The sequence below is a fragment of the Corynebacterium sp. LaCa54 genome (assembly GCF_046717495.1).
In the GTDB taxonomy this organism is placed as follows: Bacteria; Actinomycetota; Actinomycetes; order Mycobacteriales; family Mycobacteriaceae; genus Corynebacterium; species Corynebacterium kefirresidentii.
Window position 1 is genome coordinate 1,174,406 of sequence record NZ_CP177115.1, and the last position, 13,842, is coordinate 1,188,247.

Below are 13,842 nucleotides of genomic sequence, written 5' to 3' on the forward strand. Positions count from 1 at the left end.
AGAAGTATCGGTACGTTGGGATGTGTTGCCGGACACGGCAATAATTAGACAAAGCTAGAACTAGAAGAAAGGATAACCACATGGGTATCTTCGATAAGGCCAAGGATGCACTGAACTCCGACAAGGGCGAAGAGTTCACCGATAAGGGCTTGGACAAGGCTGCTGACGCAGCTAAGGGCAAGCTGGGCGAGGACAAGGCAGACCAGATCGACAAGGCTCGCGACGCTGCTGATGGCAAGCTCGGCAACGAGTAAATAGCGTTCACCTGCTAGACGGGTGAACAGTTAGTTTTTATTTTGGCCCCCAACCCGTCAGGGTGGGGCCAAAATTGTATCGGGCTTGAACGCAGTGATCTGCAATAGGTCTATCCCAGTGATGTCACCTTTTTGTGGGTGAATTGAACTATAAAATGGGCGAACCGGGCTGAATTTTTGCAGGAAATCGCTAGGATTATTTGTGTGAACAATCTTGAAGGCTCTGTCTCCCACGCGGGCTCCGCTAAGCAGCGCTTGCTGGAGCAGAGTGCTCGTATCCTGGCCAAGGGTGGGCGCGACGCTTTACAGGTTTGTGCTGTCGCGGAGCAAATCGATGTGCCAGTCGATGAAGCTAAGTCCTTTTTTGAAGACGACCACGACCTTTATATTCAAACCAGCCGATTCTTGGATGAACGAATCCGTGTGGCAGCGTTTAAGGCACTGGATGAGTTGCCGGATGATGCTGCGGCTATTGAGAAACTTCGTGAAGTAGCCAAGGTTTACTTCAACTTGGCTATTGAAAACCCTACCTATTTCGCTGCTTATAATAACTGTCAGACGGCGACGAGCTTTCCCAACTTTGAGGACGGCATTGAGCAGGCGGAAAGCTTCGACGCATTTCCTCCCATCTTCCGCTGGGTACTCGAGCACATGCGGGATGCGGCAGTTGCCGCACGGGGCGAGTTTAAGCACCGGCTGGTAGTTATCCAGTCGCTCTCTTTCTTGTGTGAGCTGCAGGGAATTACCCACTTGGCCACGTTTGGAATTATGCGACACCTTTCGCCGGCGGCGAAGAAGCAGACCTTTAATGCTTGTCTTGAGACGTTGTTTTCCGGCTTGGAAATTTGCTTGCGCGACGGGCAGATAGCCCCCTTCGAACCAGAGGCGCTTTCTGGGGAACCGCCGGTCCCGTTTACTACTGCTGCAAAGGACATGCCAAAGTCCACGGCGGAGGAAAAGCGCGCAGCCGTTTTCCGAGGTGCGGCGGAAGAAATCGTCTACAATGGGCTTCCTAATTTGCATCTGGGCTCAGCAGCTGCGCGGGCGGGCGTAGATCTGCCAGATGCCGAGCATCTCTTTGACGGCGATTCTCACCTGTTGCGTGCTTTGGAAGAATCCTTGGATGAAGCTAATACGCTGGCAATCATGCGCCAAAACCAGGTTCTGCCTGAAGGCTCCCACGGACTTGCTTATATCAAGGCAACCGGCTTTGGGTACTTGGAATATGCGCTTGAGGATCCCATTGGGTTTGTTGCCCTCATTGAGGTCTCTAGCCGCTCAATCGTCCCCGTTTCTTTCGACGAGACCGGCGAAACTGAGCAACCATTTGATATGGGCAAGGCATTTACTTTCATCATGAATTTGGTGCGAGATGCCATTTCTGAGTCTAATGGACCACGTTCGCCGTGGATTCTTTTTACCCAGATTGCAGCTTTGTGGGCTTCCATCCACGGCCTCTCGCAGCTAAGTACCGTAGGGGCCTTGCGCTATCACTCGGCTAATTTCTACTTCAACCTGGCTTCTAAGGTGATGGATATAATCCTTCAGGGCATGGTCAATGTGCTCGAGCTAAAAAGGCCCGATTAGGCATATACAAGCAACAGGGGGATTTCAGCACCGGGGCCGCGTTTTATTAAAGCCAACCTTGTGCTTGCGCAATGGTCGCTGCCTCAAAGCGATTTTCAGCCGCGGTTTTAGCGATGAGCGAAGATACAATATTGCGTACCGTGCCATTGCTCAGGTGTACCTTGCGGGCGATCTGGTGAGTTCCGCTACCTTTCAAGACAAATTTTGCGACTTCCTGTTCGCGTGTGTTCAGTGGATTTTCCTGAATGAAAATGGTCTCTTGGGCGAGTGCTGGGTCAATGACCTTGAGCCCGGAGTGCACCCGCCGAATGTCTTCGGCTAGTTTTTCTGGCGGGGTATCTTTGACTACGAACCCGGAAACTCCGGTCTCCAGCGCCCGTTTCACGTAGCCACCGCGGCCGAAGGTAGTGACTATGAGGCTGCGGCAGCCCGTGCCTTGCAGTTCAGCGGCGGCATCTAGCCCGTTCTTGCCGGGCATTTCAATATCCAGCAGAGCAACATCGACGCTATGCTTGGCGACGAGCCCCGCAACCTCCGCACCCGTTGCGCACTGTGCTACAACGCTAATGTCTGGCTCTGTTTCCAAGAGAGCAACTAGCGCCCCTCGCACCAATGATTGATCCTCAGCAATGAGAACTCGAATGGTTTCAGGCATCGCCTACACCTCCGTCGGTGCTAAGAGGAAGAAAGTCGTTGTCTCCGTCCATAGTAACCAAGGCGAGCGTGCAGTCATTGCGGCGCGCAAAAAGCAGCTGCCCGCCAGCTTTTGTCACGCGGTTGCGCAGACCACTAAGCCCTCCTTGGGGGCGGAACAGGCTTTCTTCTGCACCGAATCCGCAGCCGTCGTCTGCTACCTGCAGTTGGTGGTCTGTCACTTGGACCCAGCAGTGGGTGGCACCGGAGTGTCGGACCACGTTGGTGGTCAATTCGCGCAGAGCCCAGGAAAATTCGGCGTCATAAAGACCAGAGGCCTTGGTAGCCGAAGGCAAATAGGGCGTAATACCCGCAGTTTCGAGCGCCCTCCGGGCGGCGTGGATTTCGCCTTCAAAGGTGGGCATGCGCATCCGAGTCACTGTGGAGCGGACTTCCGCCAGACCTCGGCGAGAAAGCTCACTTACCTCTTGCAGTTCCTGACTTGCCCGCTGTGGATCCGTATCTATTAGCCGGCGCGCCAGCTCGGACTTAAGATTAATTACGGTAAGAGAGTGCCCCAAGAGATCGTGAACATCGGTAGCAATATCCTCGCGCTGGCGTGCCAGCTCCAATCGGCGTTCTAGCTCTGCACGACTATCTTGACGCTGGGAAAAGGTGCCGAGCAGCACTAAAAATATTGGCCAAGCGAAAAGGACGATGAGGACCCAGCCGATATTTTTGGGCGTAAGGTACCAAGTGGCAGCAGCCACCACAGCCCCTGTAAGAAGGGTGAACGCTAAGCTGTGGCGCAAAGGAAGGTTAAAGCCGAGCAACGCCGCCAAGTACGGCGCAAAAATGACGGCAATGCTCCCGAAGAAGACAGTCGACAATACCGCGATGGCTGCAAGTACAAACCAATACAGCCCGATTCGCTGCTCTATTCGCCATCCGCGGGGGTAGTAGCCTCTAGCGCCGAAAGCGAAGAAATAGACAAGACCGAACACTAGAGCGCACGAAAGGGCCCCGATTTGATTAGTGAGGGTCATCCCCGGCGCGGCAAAAGTGCTCCCCAGTCCGGGAATGAGAAAGACAAACCACACACTGGCAAAAAGCGCACTTTTGAGGCTGAAACCGCGGAATGGCTCTCGGAGAGATGACATCAGCGCCGAGCTTTGTCGCGGGAGCGTAGCAGGAGGCACGCGGTCAGGAAGATTGTCGTCCATACCGCGAAGTTTAGCCACGCCATCCACAACGGGTGCGTAATCGTGCCTTCATCCCCGTTGAGGAACTGGCTTCCTTCTGCCAGAGGCCACTGGGCTAGTACAACTGGACCGAAAAGGGGAGTGAAGCGGCCCCACTCCATTAGCGGCTTGGTCAGCGGTGTGAACACATTCGCCGCGAAAAGAAATAGAACAACAGACGTCGAGGCGATTGCGACGGAGTTGTCGGTGGGCAACGCCATTGCCCACACCAAGCCATAAAAGCCCAAGGGAATGGAAACTAGGAGGCAGGAAATGAAGCTTAAGATCCACTGGTGTGGCTGCATTTCCGCATGTGTAGCGGCGCCAGTCAAATATACTGCCGTAATGGGTAGCAGGGCTTGAAAGCCGATGGATATGAGGTTTGCCCACAGCAGCTGGCGTGAGCGTAATGGAGTAAGCGCTAGTTGGCGTGCCCACCCAGTCTTGGCATCGGTGACGGCGGAGCCGGCGGCTGCAACGGAACCGGCGACGCCACCGTAGAGAGCCATACTGATCATTTCTAAGGCAGCAAAATTTCCTTCTTTAAAGGGGGTATCGCCAAAGTCCATCATGGCGCCGAAGAGGAGATAGAAAAGCACCGGCAAAATGGTGCTGAAAAATATCGGGGTGAAGTTTCGACGCAGGCGCAGCATGTTATGGGCAGCAAACCGCAGGGTTCGTGCAGTGGTGGTTGCAGATTTTATCGTCATGGGAGATTCCTTGTGCAAAGGTTTACTGGAAGTGGCTGGTTAAAGTTGGGGCGCAGTCATCGCTAAAAATGCGTCCTCTAAGGAGCGGTTCCGAATTGTGATGTCGCGCGCCGAGGTGTGGTTAAGGAGGTATCTTGCAAGCGCATCAGAGTCACTGGTTACCATGCGGGCGTAGTCGCCAGACTGGGAAATCTCGGCAGAAATCGGTAGCTCGTCTGTAGAGGGGACTGGCCCTGCGAACTTCGCCTCGACAATGCGCTGGGCCGACTGCTCGCGAAAATCCTGGGCGCTTGCATCCGCACGTAGTTTGCCTTCATGAAGGAGAATAATCCTTTGCGCAAAATTGTCCGCCTCCTCCAGATAGTGGGTGGCAAAGACAATAGTTCGTCCCATCTCTGCCTGGCGGCGCATGGTGGTCCAGAATTCGTGGCGAGCATTAGCATCCATTCCTGCAGTAGGCTCATCGAGCAAGAGAACGTGGGGATTGCCTAAAAGCGCGAGGGCGAAGCGTACACGCTGTTGTTCGCCACCAGAACATTTGCCCACCTTTCGGTGAAGGATCCGTGTGAGGTCGGCTTGTGCGGCTATATCCCCGACTGGCAGTGGATGTGGAAAGGTGGCGGACATCATCTGCAGGGTGTCAAGGACTGTGAGCTCGGGTAGGAGGCCGCCGGTTTGCAGTACGGCACCGATTTCTGAGCCTTGGACGGCGGCCCGTGGGGTGCGGCCAAGCACGGCAATGTTGCCTGCGGTGGGGGTGGTGAGCCCTAGGATGAGGTCAAAGAGGGTGGTTTTACCTGCACCATTGGTGCCTAGGAGCCCTACGATCTCGCCTTGGGAGATGCTAAATGAAACCTCGCTCAGCGCACGGACCGGCTCTGAGCTCCTCGTGGCGAAAGTTTTACTGACTCCGGATACTTTTATGGCTGGCGTGTGTTTAGCCCTAAGGTCTGTCGTGCTCATACCTAAAAGGTATTCGGGGCCAGCAAGAATGGTGAATAGGATCTGTCATGAAATTTTCATGACAAGTGTCATGGCGCGATAGGCTGGGTGAGTGCTTACTACTCTCGCAGCGGCCGCTGGGCTATTTGTGGCCACCAATATCGATGACATTATAGTGCTATCCCTCTTTTTCGCCCGCGGTGCTGGGCGCAAGGGAACAACTGCCGCGATACTGATGGGCCAGTATCTCGGTTTCCTTGGCATACTGGTGGCCTCTTCCGTTGTCGGATTGGGCTTCAACGCCGTTATACCGACCGATCTCATTCGCTACTTTGGCCTCATCCCGTTGTTGCTGGGCCTGTGGGCGGCGTGGCAGGCATTCCGAGGTGAGGATGACGATGAGGATATTTCCGGCAAAAAGCTGAGCACGCTGGCGGTCGCCGGAGTCACTTTTGCCAATGGAGGGGACAATATCGGCGTATACGTGCCCGTTTTTACTACCTCTACGCCGGCCGAAGTAGCAGTTTATTGTGCCGTCTTTCTCGCGCTTGTAGCTCCACTGGTTTGGGCGGCGCGGTTTGTGGCAACTCGGCCTGGAATAGCCGAAGCGCTGGAGAAGTGGGAGAGTGTGCTCTTTCCCGTGGTGCTCATTGCGCTGGGAATCTCGATTTTGCTTGCAGTATAAGAAAAGCCAGCACCGTGTAGGTGCTGGCCGCGAGTCTTTTGTGAAACTACCCACCCACCTGCAACGACCCGAACCACAGCTATGGTTTCCGTCGGTTTCCCCTCCTGGTTCCGTCGGTTGGTGGGATGAGGTGGCGATGGCTGGATTTTACAGTTGAGTAGTGTGGGAAAGACGCAGTTTCATGCGCGTTCTACGCGGAGCCAGAATAACGGTGGCTTCTATGTTCACCGACCTTGAACACCAAGACTGGTGTGTGTAGGAGCTGGGGACACCTCACCCCCTGTTAGGGGCGTCCTCTCTGATGTAGTTCAAGATAGAACCACAAGCTCAGAGCGTACACAGTCTCAAGTAAGCACACCGCTGTCATATTTTATGACAAGATGGAAACCAGCCCGACGAGGACATCCAACGGGAAGCCCAATCGGCTTTAGGTCGGATGGGTTGAACAAAGAAAGGACGCAGCATGAGCAATACGCTTTACAAGAACGCGGTTGATTGCGGGAAGATGCTGGCATTTTCGGATTCCGCAGGTCGCGTATCCCACGTTGCGAAAGAAGACATGAACCAAGACATCGAGCTCATTTACTCGAATCCCGATGCCCTTCGCGTATTCCGAGACAGCTTGGAAGATTACGCAGACGGCCGATTCGTGGATTTTGAGTTCTAACTGACCAGCCAGAAGAAATGCCACGTTTCAAGATCCAGTTTGCTCTGTCTGCCGCAGATGACCTTCGGAAAGCGCTTACCAAGTATCCCGACAAGAAGAAAAAGGTCAAGAAAGCAATTGGGTTCTTGGAAGACCCAGGGCCTTCATACCCAAGCCTCAACACGCACCCGTTGAAGGGCAAGACGGCCAATAGTGGTGAAACCATTTATATCTCCTATGTAGAGAATCACACGCCCCAAGCGTGGCGAATTTACTGGAGCTACTGGGGACCTGACAAAATTAAAGTTTTGTACGTTGGTCCTCATTTATGAAGCACATCCAACAAAAATCTTGAAACCCACCTTCACGGATGAAGGTGGGTTTCTCGTCGGTCATAATAGCTACAGTCCTCCTTGTCAGGCACGAAGTGCGTAGGTGCGGATTGTCTAAGCTGCCGGGGTGGTGGCAGTGTCAGGTGACTGAGGGAATTGTCAAGTCGACCTCCGCAGCGCGCTACGTACAGACGCAGTGACAGCCCCCCGGATTACCAAAGCCTCATCCCGGCACGTCCCCTGTCCTACTCCAGCTCGCCATGCCTCATTCGCCGCGGCCATGATTTCAGCCAGGGTGGAAATCACGTTGCGTAGCACGTCGCGGTCGGTGGTAAGCAGCGCGTCGCGCTGTTTGCGCAGCCGCAGTGACAGCCCCGGTTACCTATTTGTACGTGCGTCCCTTCTCTGCATACACCTGCGTGGCTGTAGCCGCCTGCGCAATTGTCTGCCTTGTGTCTGGGTCTTTTAGATCCAGAAACTTGAGGTTATCTGCGTTTTTGCCCGACAGCGATAGGATTTCCAGGAACTGATCGCCGAACTTGTCCGCGTAATCGGCCAAGGCGCGCAGCTTGTCTAGGGCATCGCTTAAGTGCTCGCCGTGCGGGTCAACAATGGAGGGCTTTATCGTGCCGTCCACAACACGGAAGAAAATGAAGTCAGGTTGCATGTTCTTCCATGCGCCGGTCGAGTCTTGATAGACCGCGGTTACTGCATCTGCACTTGCCCGTGATGGATTTCGGTACCAACCGAACGAGTCGGCACGTCCCTGCTCGGTCTCTACTACCTTCTTTTCCCATTCATTGAGCTTCATCGGAGCGCAGCCATCACTTCCTGCAAGAATGTGGCCCGCATAGCGCGGATACTCTTCAAAGCCATTGTTCTTGGTCTTACGCCCGGGTGGTACGAGACGGTTCATCGGGCGTGTCAGTAGCTCACTTACCGGACTCACGGCCATCTCACGTAGTGCGGTGTACCTACCCTTTCGACCATCGGGTAGCGCTGCGATGTCTGCGCGAGATGCGTCGAGCCAATTGGTCGCCACCTTGTTTGCGTCATAGCAGATTTCATCCTTCACGCCGTCAACGTTGCTCAAAGATGCGAGGGAAAGACGCGCCTCATCAATAAGTTCGTCCTCGTCCGCATCCTCACCAGCGTGTTCATCAACATAGGAAGTAATCCACAAGTCAGCCAGTGTACGGGTAAAGACCGGAATGGATTTCTGGTATGCCTCTTCGATCACACGCTGGTCGGCATACAGGTCAATGTCGTCAGTATCCACCATTTTACGGTCAGCGTAGGCGTAAACGAGTTTTACTGTCTCCACTCGCTGAATGTCTTTGCGGTGCGCACTAACCTGCTCCTTGTACCTCACCATGTAGCCGTTGACAATGGAGACCAGTTCCTTTTCAGCCTCCTTTTTTCCTCTGGCACGGAGACCATCACGCTCCAGCTCAATTCCCAGGTTGATCAGCATCGAAATCGGCTTATCAGACCGTTTGGGAGCCACCAGGCGAGGCAGTGAGGTAAACACCTTCCATACAGCGTCACTATCCTTCAGCATCATCTGTTGGGCAGTGGGTTGCGGCGCTAACTCGTTGCTAGTGCCTGCCTTAGCCTCGGTGTCCTCAGCTAAGGCAGGCACTGTGTTCGGCGTGGTGTGGGGCGGTGTCTCAGCGGGAGTTTCCGTCTGCGGGGACGTGCCGTTTTGTTCGGACTCCTTCTCCGGCAGGGGCGTAACCTGAGGCTGCGGGGGAGTATAAGGAACCAGTTTCTCCGGTTTAATGACAGCTATCGGATCTCGATCATCATCACCATCATCATCCTTCCCCTCGTTGGTGTTGGAATTGATACTTTTTACAATGTCGTCAGCTGCATCACGGTCGAACTTAGGAAGGATACACAGCACGGAGTTCAGCTCTGCGTTTCCCTCAATTCGACGAGCCAGCGGAGAGCGCACCATACGTCCAATAACCTGAGTGATATGTGCCTTGTCTTTCGCGGTACGATACGACACCATCACTTCGGCACGGGGGCAGTCCCACCCAGTAGACACTGCGGTTTTGGCAAACAACACGCGAATGTGCGTGCGATCTTGGACTGTTTGTGGTTCCACATAGGGAACCATAGTGGTGCCTGCCTGGATGTTGCTGTGCTCACCGAAGACCTGAGCAAAGGAATCTGGGTGAATTTCTGGCCACCCCTCGTAGATAGCGTCAATGGCCTGCGACAAATCCTGCGGAGTGGCCTTATCCCGCATCTGAACCACCATGAGAGGAACTACTTTTTCCCCATCGGAATCCTGGCTTTGGTGGTAGTCCTCCCAACGGCGAGTAGTTTCCTTTAAGACTCGTGCCGCTTCGCGCACTAGGACACCATCGAAACTAGCTCCTTCTTCGTTAGGAATGCGCAGCTCAATGGTGTCTTTGATAAGACCAGACTCTTGCACCTCGGAAACAGGTACTTCCACATCTTCAAGGACAAGCCGCGAGCCGGACATATCTTTAATCATGTCTTTGAACGCGCCAGGAGTTGCCGAAATACCCAAGACCGTGGGCATGGGAGGAACTGGAGCGGCATGTCCCTCAGGCGTATGGCCCTCGATCATCCGGCGAAGGATAGTGACTTTATCCTTGTTTTGCTTCTTTGCGCCGCGATGGGCTTCATCAACGACCAAGTACAGGTTGAGGTTGTCGGACTCGATGGTATTGCGGATCGTGTCCCAGATCGTGACTTGTAATGTATCGGAGCGCGATATTAAGGCAGCGTCGGTATCAGCGGTGCCTCCGGTGAGCTTTGTTCCTTTGCCAATTTTTTGAGTGTTGAGGAAATAGATACATCCCGGTTCAAAAGTAGGACGGTTAAACGTGTTGTCGATTTCCACTGTGCGCGAAGCTAAGTCGCTGGAGGCTCCCTCAATACGGAAGCGGGATTGCTGATTAAGATCCGGATTGTCGGACAGCCACAGAACGACAGCCTTAGTGTCTGGAGTGTGGTCGTCACTTGGCAACAAAAGACGCTCAAAGACGCTGGTTGCGATAACGGTCTTTCCCGCACCCGTAGGAGCGGAGAGTGCGAAGATGGTCTGATCTGTCGAGTTTTGGGCGCGAGATAAGCCCTCCATGATGCGATATGCAGCAATTTCCTGATATGGCCTAAGCGTGTACTTCATTAGACGGTCTCCCTGTTTTGCTGAAATGCGAAGTTGTTAAGGTACGTTGAGTACAGGCGTACCAGCTCAGCATCGTGGTTGCTCAGCTCGCGAGCCATGGACTCAAACACTAGGTCGTCGTTGGTGACAATGTAGACAACGTTCACGCCAGTGTGATTGCTTAATTCCTCGGCGAAGGTGGCGGAGGCGGCGACATTTTCAATGATGGCGTAGGATTCGGCAATATCCCACCCGCGCTCGGGGATAGTTTCGATAATGCGTCCAGTCTGCCCTGCACGCAGCCACAACATCGGTGATATGTCGGCAAAAGCGTAGCCGTGCCGTACGCGCGATGGTGGCTGATAGGTCAGGGTGAAGAACCGGGCATTGGCCTCGAAGCCGTCGGAAAATTGGCTTCCGTCCTCGCGCTTGCCGGTCACCACAGTCCTGATACGTGGTTTCGTCACGTACTCGCAAACGCCCCATTGCTCCCACTCGGGGTCGCCCTTGCGAATCCCCTGCTTAGACAGCGCCGCAGCCTTCTTACTTCCTACCTCGTTGTTCGTCACCACAATCGCGCTGCGCTTAGAGCGCGACCGCTCGTTTATCAACATGACGGCTTCCAGTGTGGAACCGGAGCCGCCGAAGAAGTCCAAGACCACGCCGTCTTTCGGGGTACAGACTTCAATCCAATCCGCAAGAACGGTGACGTCCTTCGGGTTGGGAAAACGGTTCTCCGCGAACACGCCGCGCACCTCACCCTTGTTGTTCCAATGCAGGTGCCGCGATCCGTGCGTTCGCTGTCGGTCAAACGTGGACAGCAACGCAATGCCGGAAGTCTGTTCCAGGGGCTGCTTTAGGCTGGCCGGTTTGGTGTGGTCCTTGCGGAAAATGACCCGCCCCGCCTCGATGACTTCTTGCATGCGTTCGGGAGTGGGGAAACGCCAGCCGGAGTCGGGGACTGGCACGGGTTTTCCGGTTTCGGGGTGTATAACGTTATAAGTTGGTCCACCCCCACTAGGCCACGTGATGTTGTCATCTCGGCAAAGGGTTCCATCGGGCAGGAAATAGTTGTACCGTCCGAACGTTTTGCGTACCGGGTCTTTCGTCGAAAACTGACGGTAGAACGCGCGCATACGCTGCTCCCCGTCCAGTTCCGCGCGTCGAAACAGTTGCCTCTGATCGTCGGCGGGCAACGCCTCGTTAATCGACGCGTACATAGTGTCGAAGTCGGTGTCGTCTCCCACGCTCGCAAGCCGCGTGAACTCCGCGCTATCGGGGCCGAAGTGTTGTTCAACCGCAGCAAGTCGTGCTTCGCGCCAGACTTCGGCACCTTTCGCAATCACCGCTTCATACCCGTCTTTTGGAACGCGCCAGCGGGCACCCTTCGCCGCAATATCCGCTGCTGTTTCAAGACTGCTCACATCGGGAGCGTCCTTGACCTTCACGCCTTCCTTAATCCACGCCGCCTTGTCGTTGGCGTAAATGAGCATGTAGTCCTCACCGTTTGAGACGAACCGGGAATCATTCTTCCGCCCACCATTCCAGGTGACGTTAGATAAGAAGTTTGCCTCCCCGAACACATCGTCCATCAGCATTCGCAGACGGTGCTGTTGCTCGTTTCCGATAGCCACGATGATGATTCCGGTCGGGCTAAGTAGGTTCCGTGCAACCCGCAGTCTCCGCTCCATGAATGCAAGCCACTTCGAGTGCCGGTAGCCGTCGTTGGCGTCGATGTAGCGGTCACTGTAAATCCAATCGTCCTTGCCCGTGTTGTACGGCGGGTCGATGTAAATGCAGTCGATGGAGTGGTGGTGTGTGTACGTCAGCATTTTCAGCGCGTGGTAGTTTTCCGCGTTAATCACGCTGTGGAACGGCGCGTCTGGGTCGTTGCTGCCAATGACCTCGCCGGTCTGTACCAGGCCGGGATAGATAGTGTCGTTGTGCTGAGCGACGACCACGAGATCATCAACAGGCACATTATCGCGCATCTCCGGTTCGGTGTCCTGCTTAGGCTGGAGTTCTACTAGCCGGGCTACACGGCCTAGTTCATTGTCTCTACGTAGCCAATCTACGCGCCACAGGCGAGTGTCAGGGGTGTCTTTGGAGCCACGTGGCGGGAGGACATGCACGCTATCGCCACGTCGTACAGGACGGCCTGGAAGCTCCACGTTTTCTGGAAGGTGACGCTCAAAAACGAGTCCAAACGTGCGTTGATTATGGCTGGACAGCTCCGCTTTAAGGTCAGCTTCGAGCCGCGGGTTTTCCCTTTTCAGTTGGTCTAAAAGGTCGGAAAGACGTGACATTTAATCGTCCTTTAATCAGGCAGTTAAGTCGATGAATCAATAGCTTTAAGGGTAGCCCACAGCCCGACTCAGGACGTGGCCGGTGCCCCATCACGTCCCCTCTTCACCCTGCCCAAAAAGAAGGAACCCAGCCGCAGCATTGCACCGCGGCTGGGGCTTCGTCCTCCTCCTAACCTCAGCTACAACCGCTCGATGTCTACATCGCCATCGAGAATCCTCGGCTCTAGCTCCATGTGGATCCCGCGGTAGGGAAGTAGTGCGCGGATAATGTCGTGGGGGATGTCGATGCCTGGAGATGGTTCGTCCCGCAAAAGGTGGTACAGGCTAGGGCAGTAGTCCACGCCGGGAAACTCGTCCTTTGCTTCGGGAACGCACCCGTCCGGGTCAAAAGTCGTGCAGCGAATGATCAGGTCGTCGTGGACACTATTGGGCAGATTGATGGTGAGTCCTGGGGCGGAGTACGACATGTCGGCAACCGTAGCCTCGTTGACAGACCGGGTAAGTGGGATGGGGCCGCGGGCCGCATCACTACCCTGGATTCGGGTGAGTCCCGCACGGTTTCCGTAAGTGTCGGCCAGGGTGACAAACGTGACGCGCACCGGGGCAGTGGCCACCGACATGGAGTTAAACGCGGTGAGGACGTTGATTTCGCGCTCGGTGATAAGCCCCTGCGGGCCTGTGAAGCTAATGACGTGGTTGTAGAGCGCGGCGGTGGACATGGACAAGATGGTGTCGGCCACCTGTTTTCCCTGTTTCAGGGTTTCGGTGACTTGGGCGAGGTCGTCTACCTCAAGCTCGGCGGTGAAGTACTGGCAGTACAGTGGTGTGCTCATGTCGAGTGTGGACATGGTTCGTCCCTTTCCTTTGAGGGTGTGAGCAGTGGAAATGTCAAGTGTCGGGCACGGTAACAGGTAGAAATTTGCGGATACGCAAACTATCCGCGCGGTGGGTTGCCGATGTGCGAGGTATGGCAATAAGCCGCGTGAGTTAAGACAAAATTGCGGATACGCAATCGCGCTCGACGGTGGTCACGCTAGTCGGTGCGGGGTGTGGTTGAGGCTCCGCGCAGGTCGCGCACGCATCGGTTAGCCACAACTGGGGGCAGCGGATCTACATGTTGTGGTGGACATAGCTGTGGGCCACAAAGCGGGGCCTTGAAGGACTTGGTGGGTAGAGTTAAGGCCGCGTCCGAGGCTCGCGCGGGGGTACTAAATATGGCATGTCCCTTTTTTGATCTCCACAACATGATGTGGTGGTTCGTCAGGTAGATGTTTGCGGAACCGCAAACATGCAGGCCATATAAGAAATTCCTGCGAAGTTGGCGGTGTGAGGCCACCTGCTTGCCAGATTGCAGATCG

At 54.9% G+C, this 13,842-nt stretch carries 12 protein-coding genes; 5 read left to right on the top strand and 7 right to left on the bottom strand.

The genetic code is table 11. The annotated features are described in order from the left end of the window. Positions 1-80: 80 nt before the first annotated feature. Positions 81-254: an antitoxin gene (locus ACLI1M_RS05780; RefSeq protein WP_023021594.1), complete on the top strand. Its 174-nt coding sequence runs from the start codon at positions 81-83 to the stop codon at positions 252-254. Between the two features lie 204 nt (positions 255-458). Then, positions 459-1,841, top strand: a complete 1,383-nt coding sequence (locus tag ACLI1M_RS05785) for a hypothetical protein (RefSeq protein WP_408918417.1) — start codon at positions 459-461, stop codon at positions 1,839-1,841. A gap of 46 nt (positions 1,842-1,887) precedes the next feature. Here the strand turns inward: ACLI1M_RS05785 and ACLI1M_RS05790 are convergent, their stop codons facing one another. Beyond that, the gene (locus ACLI1M_RS05790; RefSeq protein WP_200287529.1) at positions 1,888-2,496 is read right to left on the bottom strand and encodes a response regulator transcription factor; all 609 of its coding nucleotides are present in this window, start codon (positions 2,494-2,496) and stop codon (positions 1,888-1,890) included. Continuing rightward, complete coding sequence (locus ACLI1M_RS05795) at positions 2,489-3,244, bottom strand: sensor histidine kinase (protein WP_411706723.1); 756 nt, start codon at positions 3,242-3,244, stop codon at positions 2,489-2,491. Before ACLI1M_RS05795 ends, ACLI1M_RS05790 begins: the two co-directional genes overlap by 8 nt. A 33-nt stretch (positions 3,245-3,277) precedes the next feature. Between ACLI1M_RS05795 and ACLI1M_RS05800 the strand changes: the two genes are divergently transcribed. After that, the gene (locus ACLI1M_RS05800) at positions 3,278-3,481 is read left to right on the top strand and encodes a hypothetical protein (protein WP_411706724.1); all 204 of its coding nucleotides are present in this window, start codon (positions 3,278-3,280) and stop codon (positions 3,479-3,481) included. 152 nt (positions 3,482-3,633) lie between these two features. Here the strand turns inward: ACLI1M_RS05800 and ACLI1M_RS05805 are convergent, their stop codons facing one another. Further along, complete coding sequence (locus ACLI1M_RS05805; RefSeq protein WP_248098238.1) at positions 3,634-4,425, bottom strand: ABC transporter permease; 792 nt, start codon at positions 4,423-4,425, stop codon at positions 3,634-3,636. Positions 4,426-4,464: 39 nt separating this feature from the next. Further along, positions 4,465-5,388 carry an ABC transporter ATP-binding protein gene (locus tag ACLI1M_RS05810; protein WP_248098241.1) on the bottom strand — a complete coding sequence of 308 codons (924 nt, stop codon included), beginning with the start codon at positions 5,386-5,388 and terminating at the stop codon, positions 4,465-4,467. Between the two features lie 91 nt (positions 5,389-5,479). Here ACLI1M_RS05810 and ACLI1M_RS05815 point away from each other — a divergent pair, with 91 nt between their 5' ends. Further along, entirely contained in the window at positions 5,480-6,052 is a 573-nt protein-coding gene (locus tag ACLI1M_RS05815; protein WP_200287524.1) for a cadmium resistance transporter, read from the top strand. 463 nt (positions 6,053-6,515) lie between these two features. Beyond that, positions 6,516-6,719, top strand: a complete 204-nt coding sequence (locus ACLI1M_RS05820) for a hypothetical protein (RefSeq protein WP_411706725.1) — start codon at positions 6,516-6,518, stop codon at positions 6,717-6,719. A 693-nt stretch (positions 6,720-7,412) separates the two neighbouring features. Here the strand turns inward: ACLI1M_RS05820 and ACLI1M_RS05825 are convergent. From ACLI1M_RS05825 to ACLI1M_RS05835, 3 genes are all read right to left on the bottom strand, one after another. After that, complete coding sequence (locus ACLI1M_RS05825) at positions 7,413-10,199, bottom strand: DEAD/DEAH box helicase family protein (RefSeq protein WP_411706726.1); 2,787 nt, start codon at positions 10,197-10,199, stop codon at positions 7,413-7,415. Continuing rightward, on the bottom strand, positions 10,199-12,484 hold the full coding sequence (locus ACLI1M_RS05830) for a site-specific DNA-methyltransferase (RefSeq protein WP_411706727.1): 2,286 nt from the start codon (positions 12,482-12,484) through the stop codon (positions 10,199-10,201). Before ACLI1M_RS05830 ends, ACLI1M_RS05825 begins: the two co-directional genes overlap by 1 nt. Positions 12,485-12,663: 179 nt before the next feature. Further along, on the bottom strand, positions 12,664-13,332 hold the full coding sequence (locus ACLI1M_RS05835) for a hypothetical protein (protein WP_411706728.1): 669 nt from the start codon (positions 13,330-13,332) through the stop codon (positions 12,664-12,666). Positions 13,333-13,842 lie beyond the last annotated feature (510 nt).

Bases quoted from the DNA above. Each gene is read 5' to 3' on its own strand.
- ACLI1M_RS05810 (WP_248098241.1), bottom strand. From the start codon at position 5,388: ATGAGCACGACAGACCTTAGGGCTAAACACACGCCAGCCATAAAAGTA.
- ACLI1M_RS05790 (WP_200287529.1), bottom strand. From the start codon at position 2,496: ATGCCTGAAACCATTCGAGTTCTCATTGCTGAGGATCAATCATTGGTG.
- ACLI1M_RS05830 (WP_411706727.1), bottom strand. From the start codon at position 12,484: ATGTCACGTCTTTCCGACCTTTTAGACCAACTGAAAAGGGAAAACCCG.
- ACLI1M_RS05780 (WP_023021594.1), top strand. From the start codon at position 81: ATGGGTATCTTCGATAAGGCCAAGGATGCACTGAACTCCGACAAGGGC.
- ACLI1M_RS05820 (WP_411706725.1), top strand. From the start codon at position 6,516: ATGAGCAATACGCTTTACAAGAACGCGGTTGATTGCGGGAAGATGCTG.
- ACLI1M_RS05825 (WP_411706726.1), bottom strand. From the start codon at position 10,199: ATGAAGTACACGCTTAGGCCATATCAGGAAATTGCTGCATATCGCATC.
- ACLI1M_RS05835 (WP_411706728.1), bottom strand. From the start codon at position 13,332: ATGTCCACACTCGACATGAGCACACCACTGTACTGCCAGTACTTCACC.
- ACLI1M_RS05805 (WP_248098238.1), bottom strand. From the start codon at position 4,425: ATGACGATAAAATCTGCAACCACCACTGCACGAACCCTGCGGTTTGCT.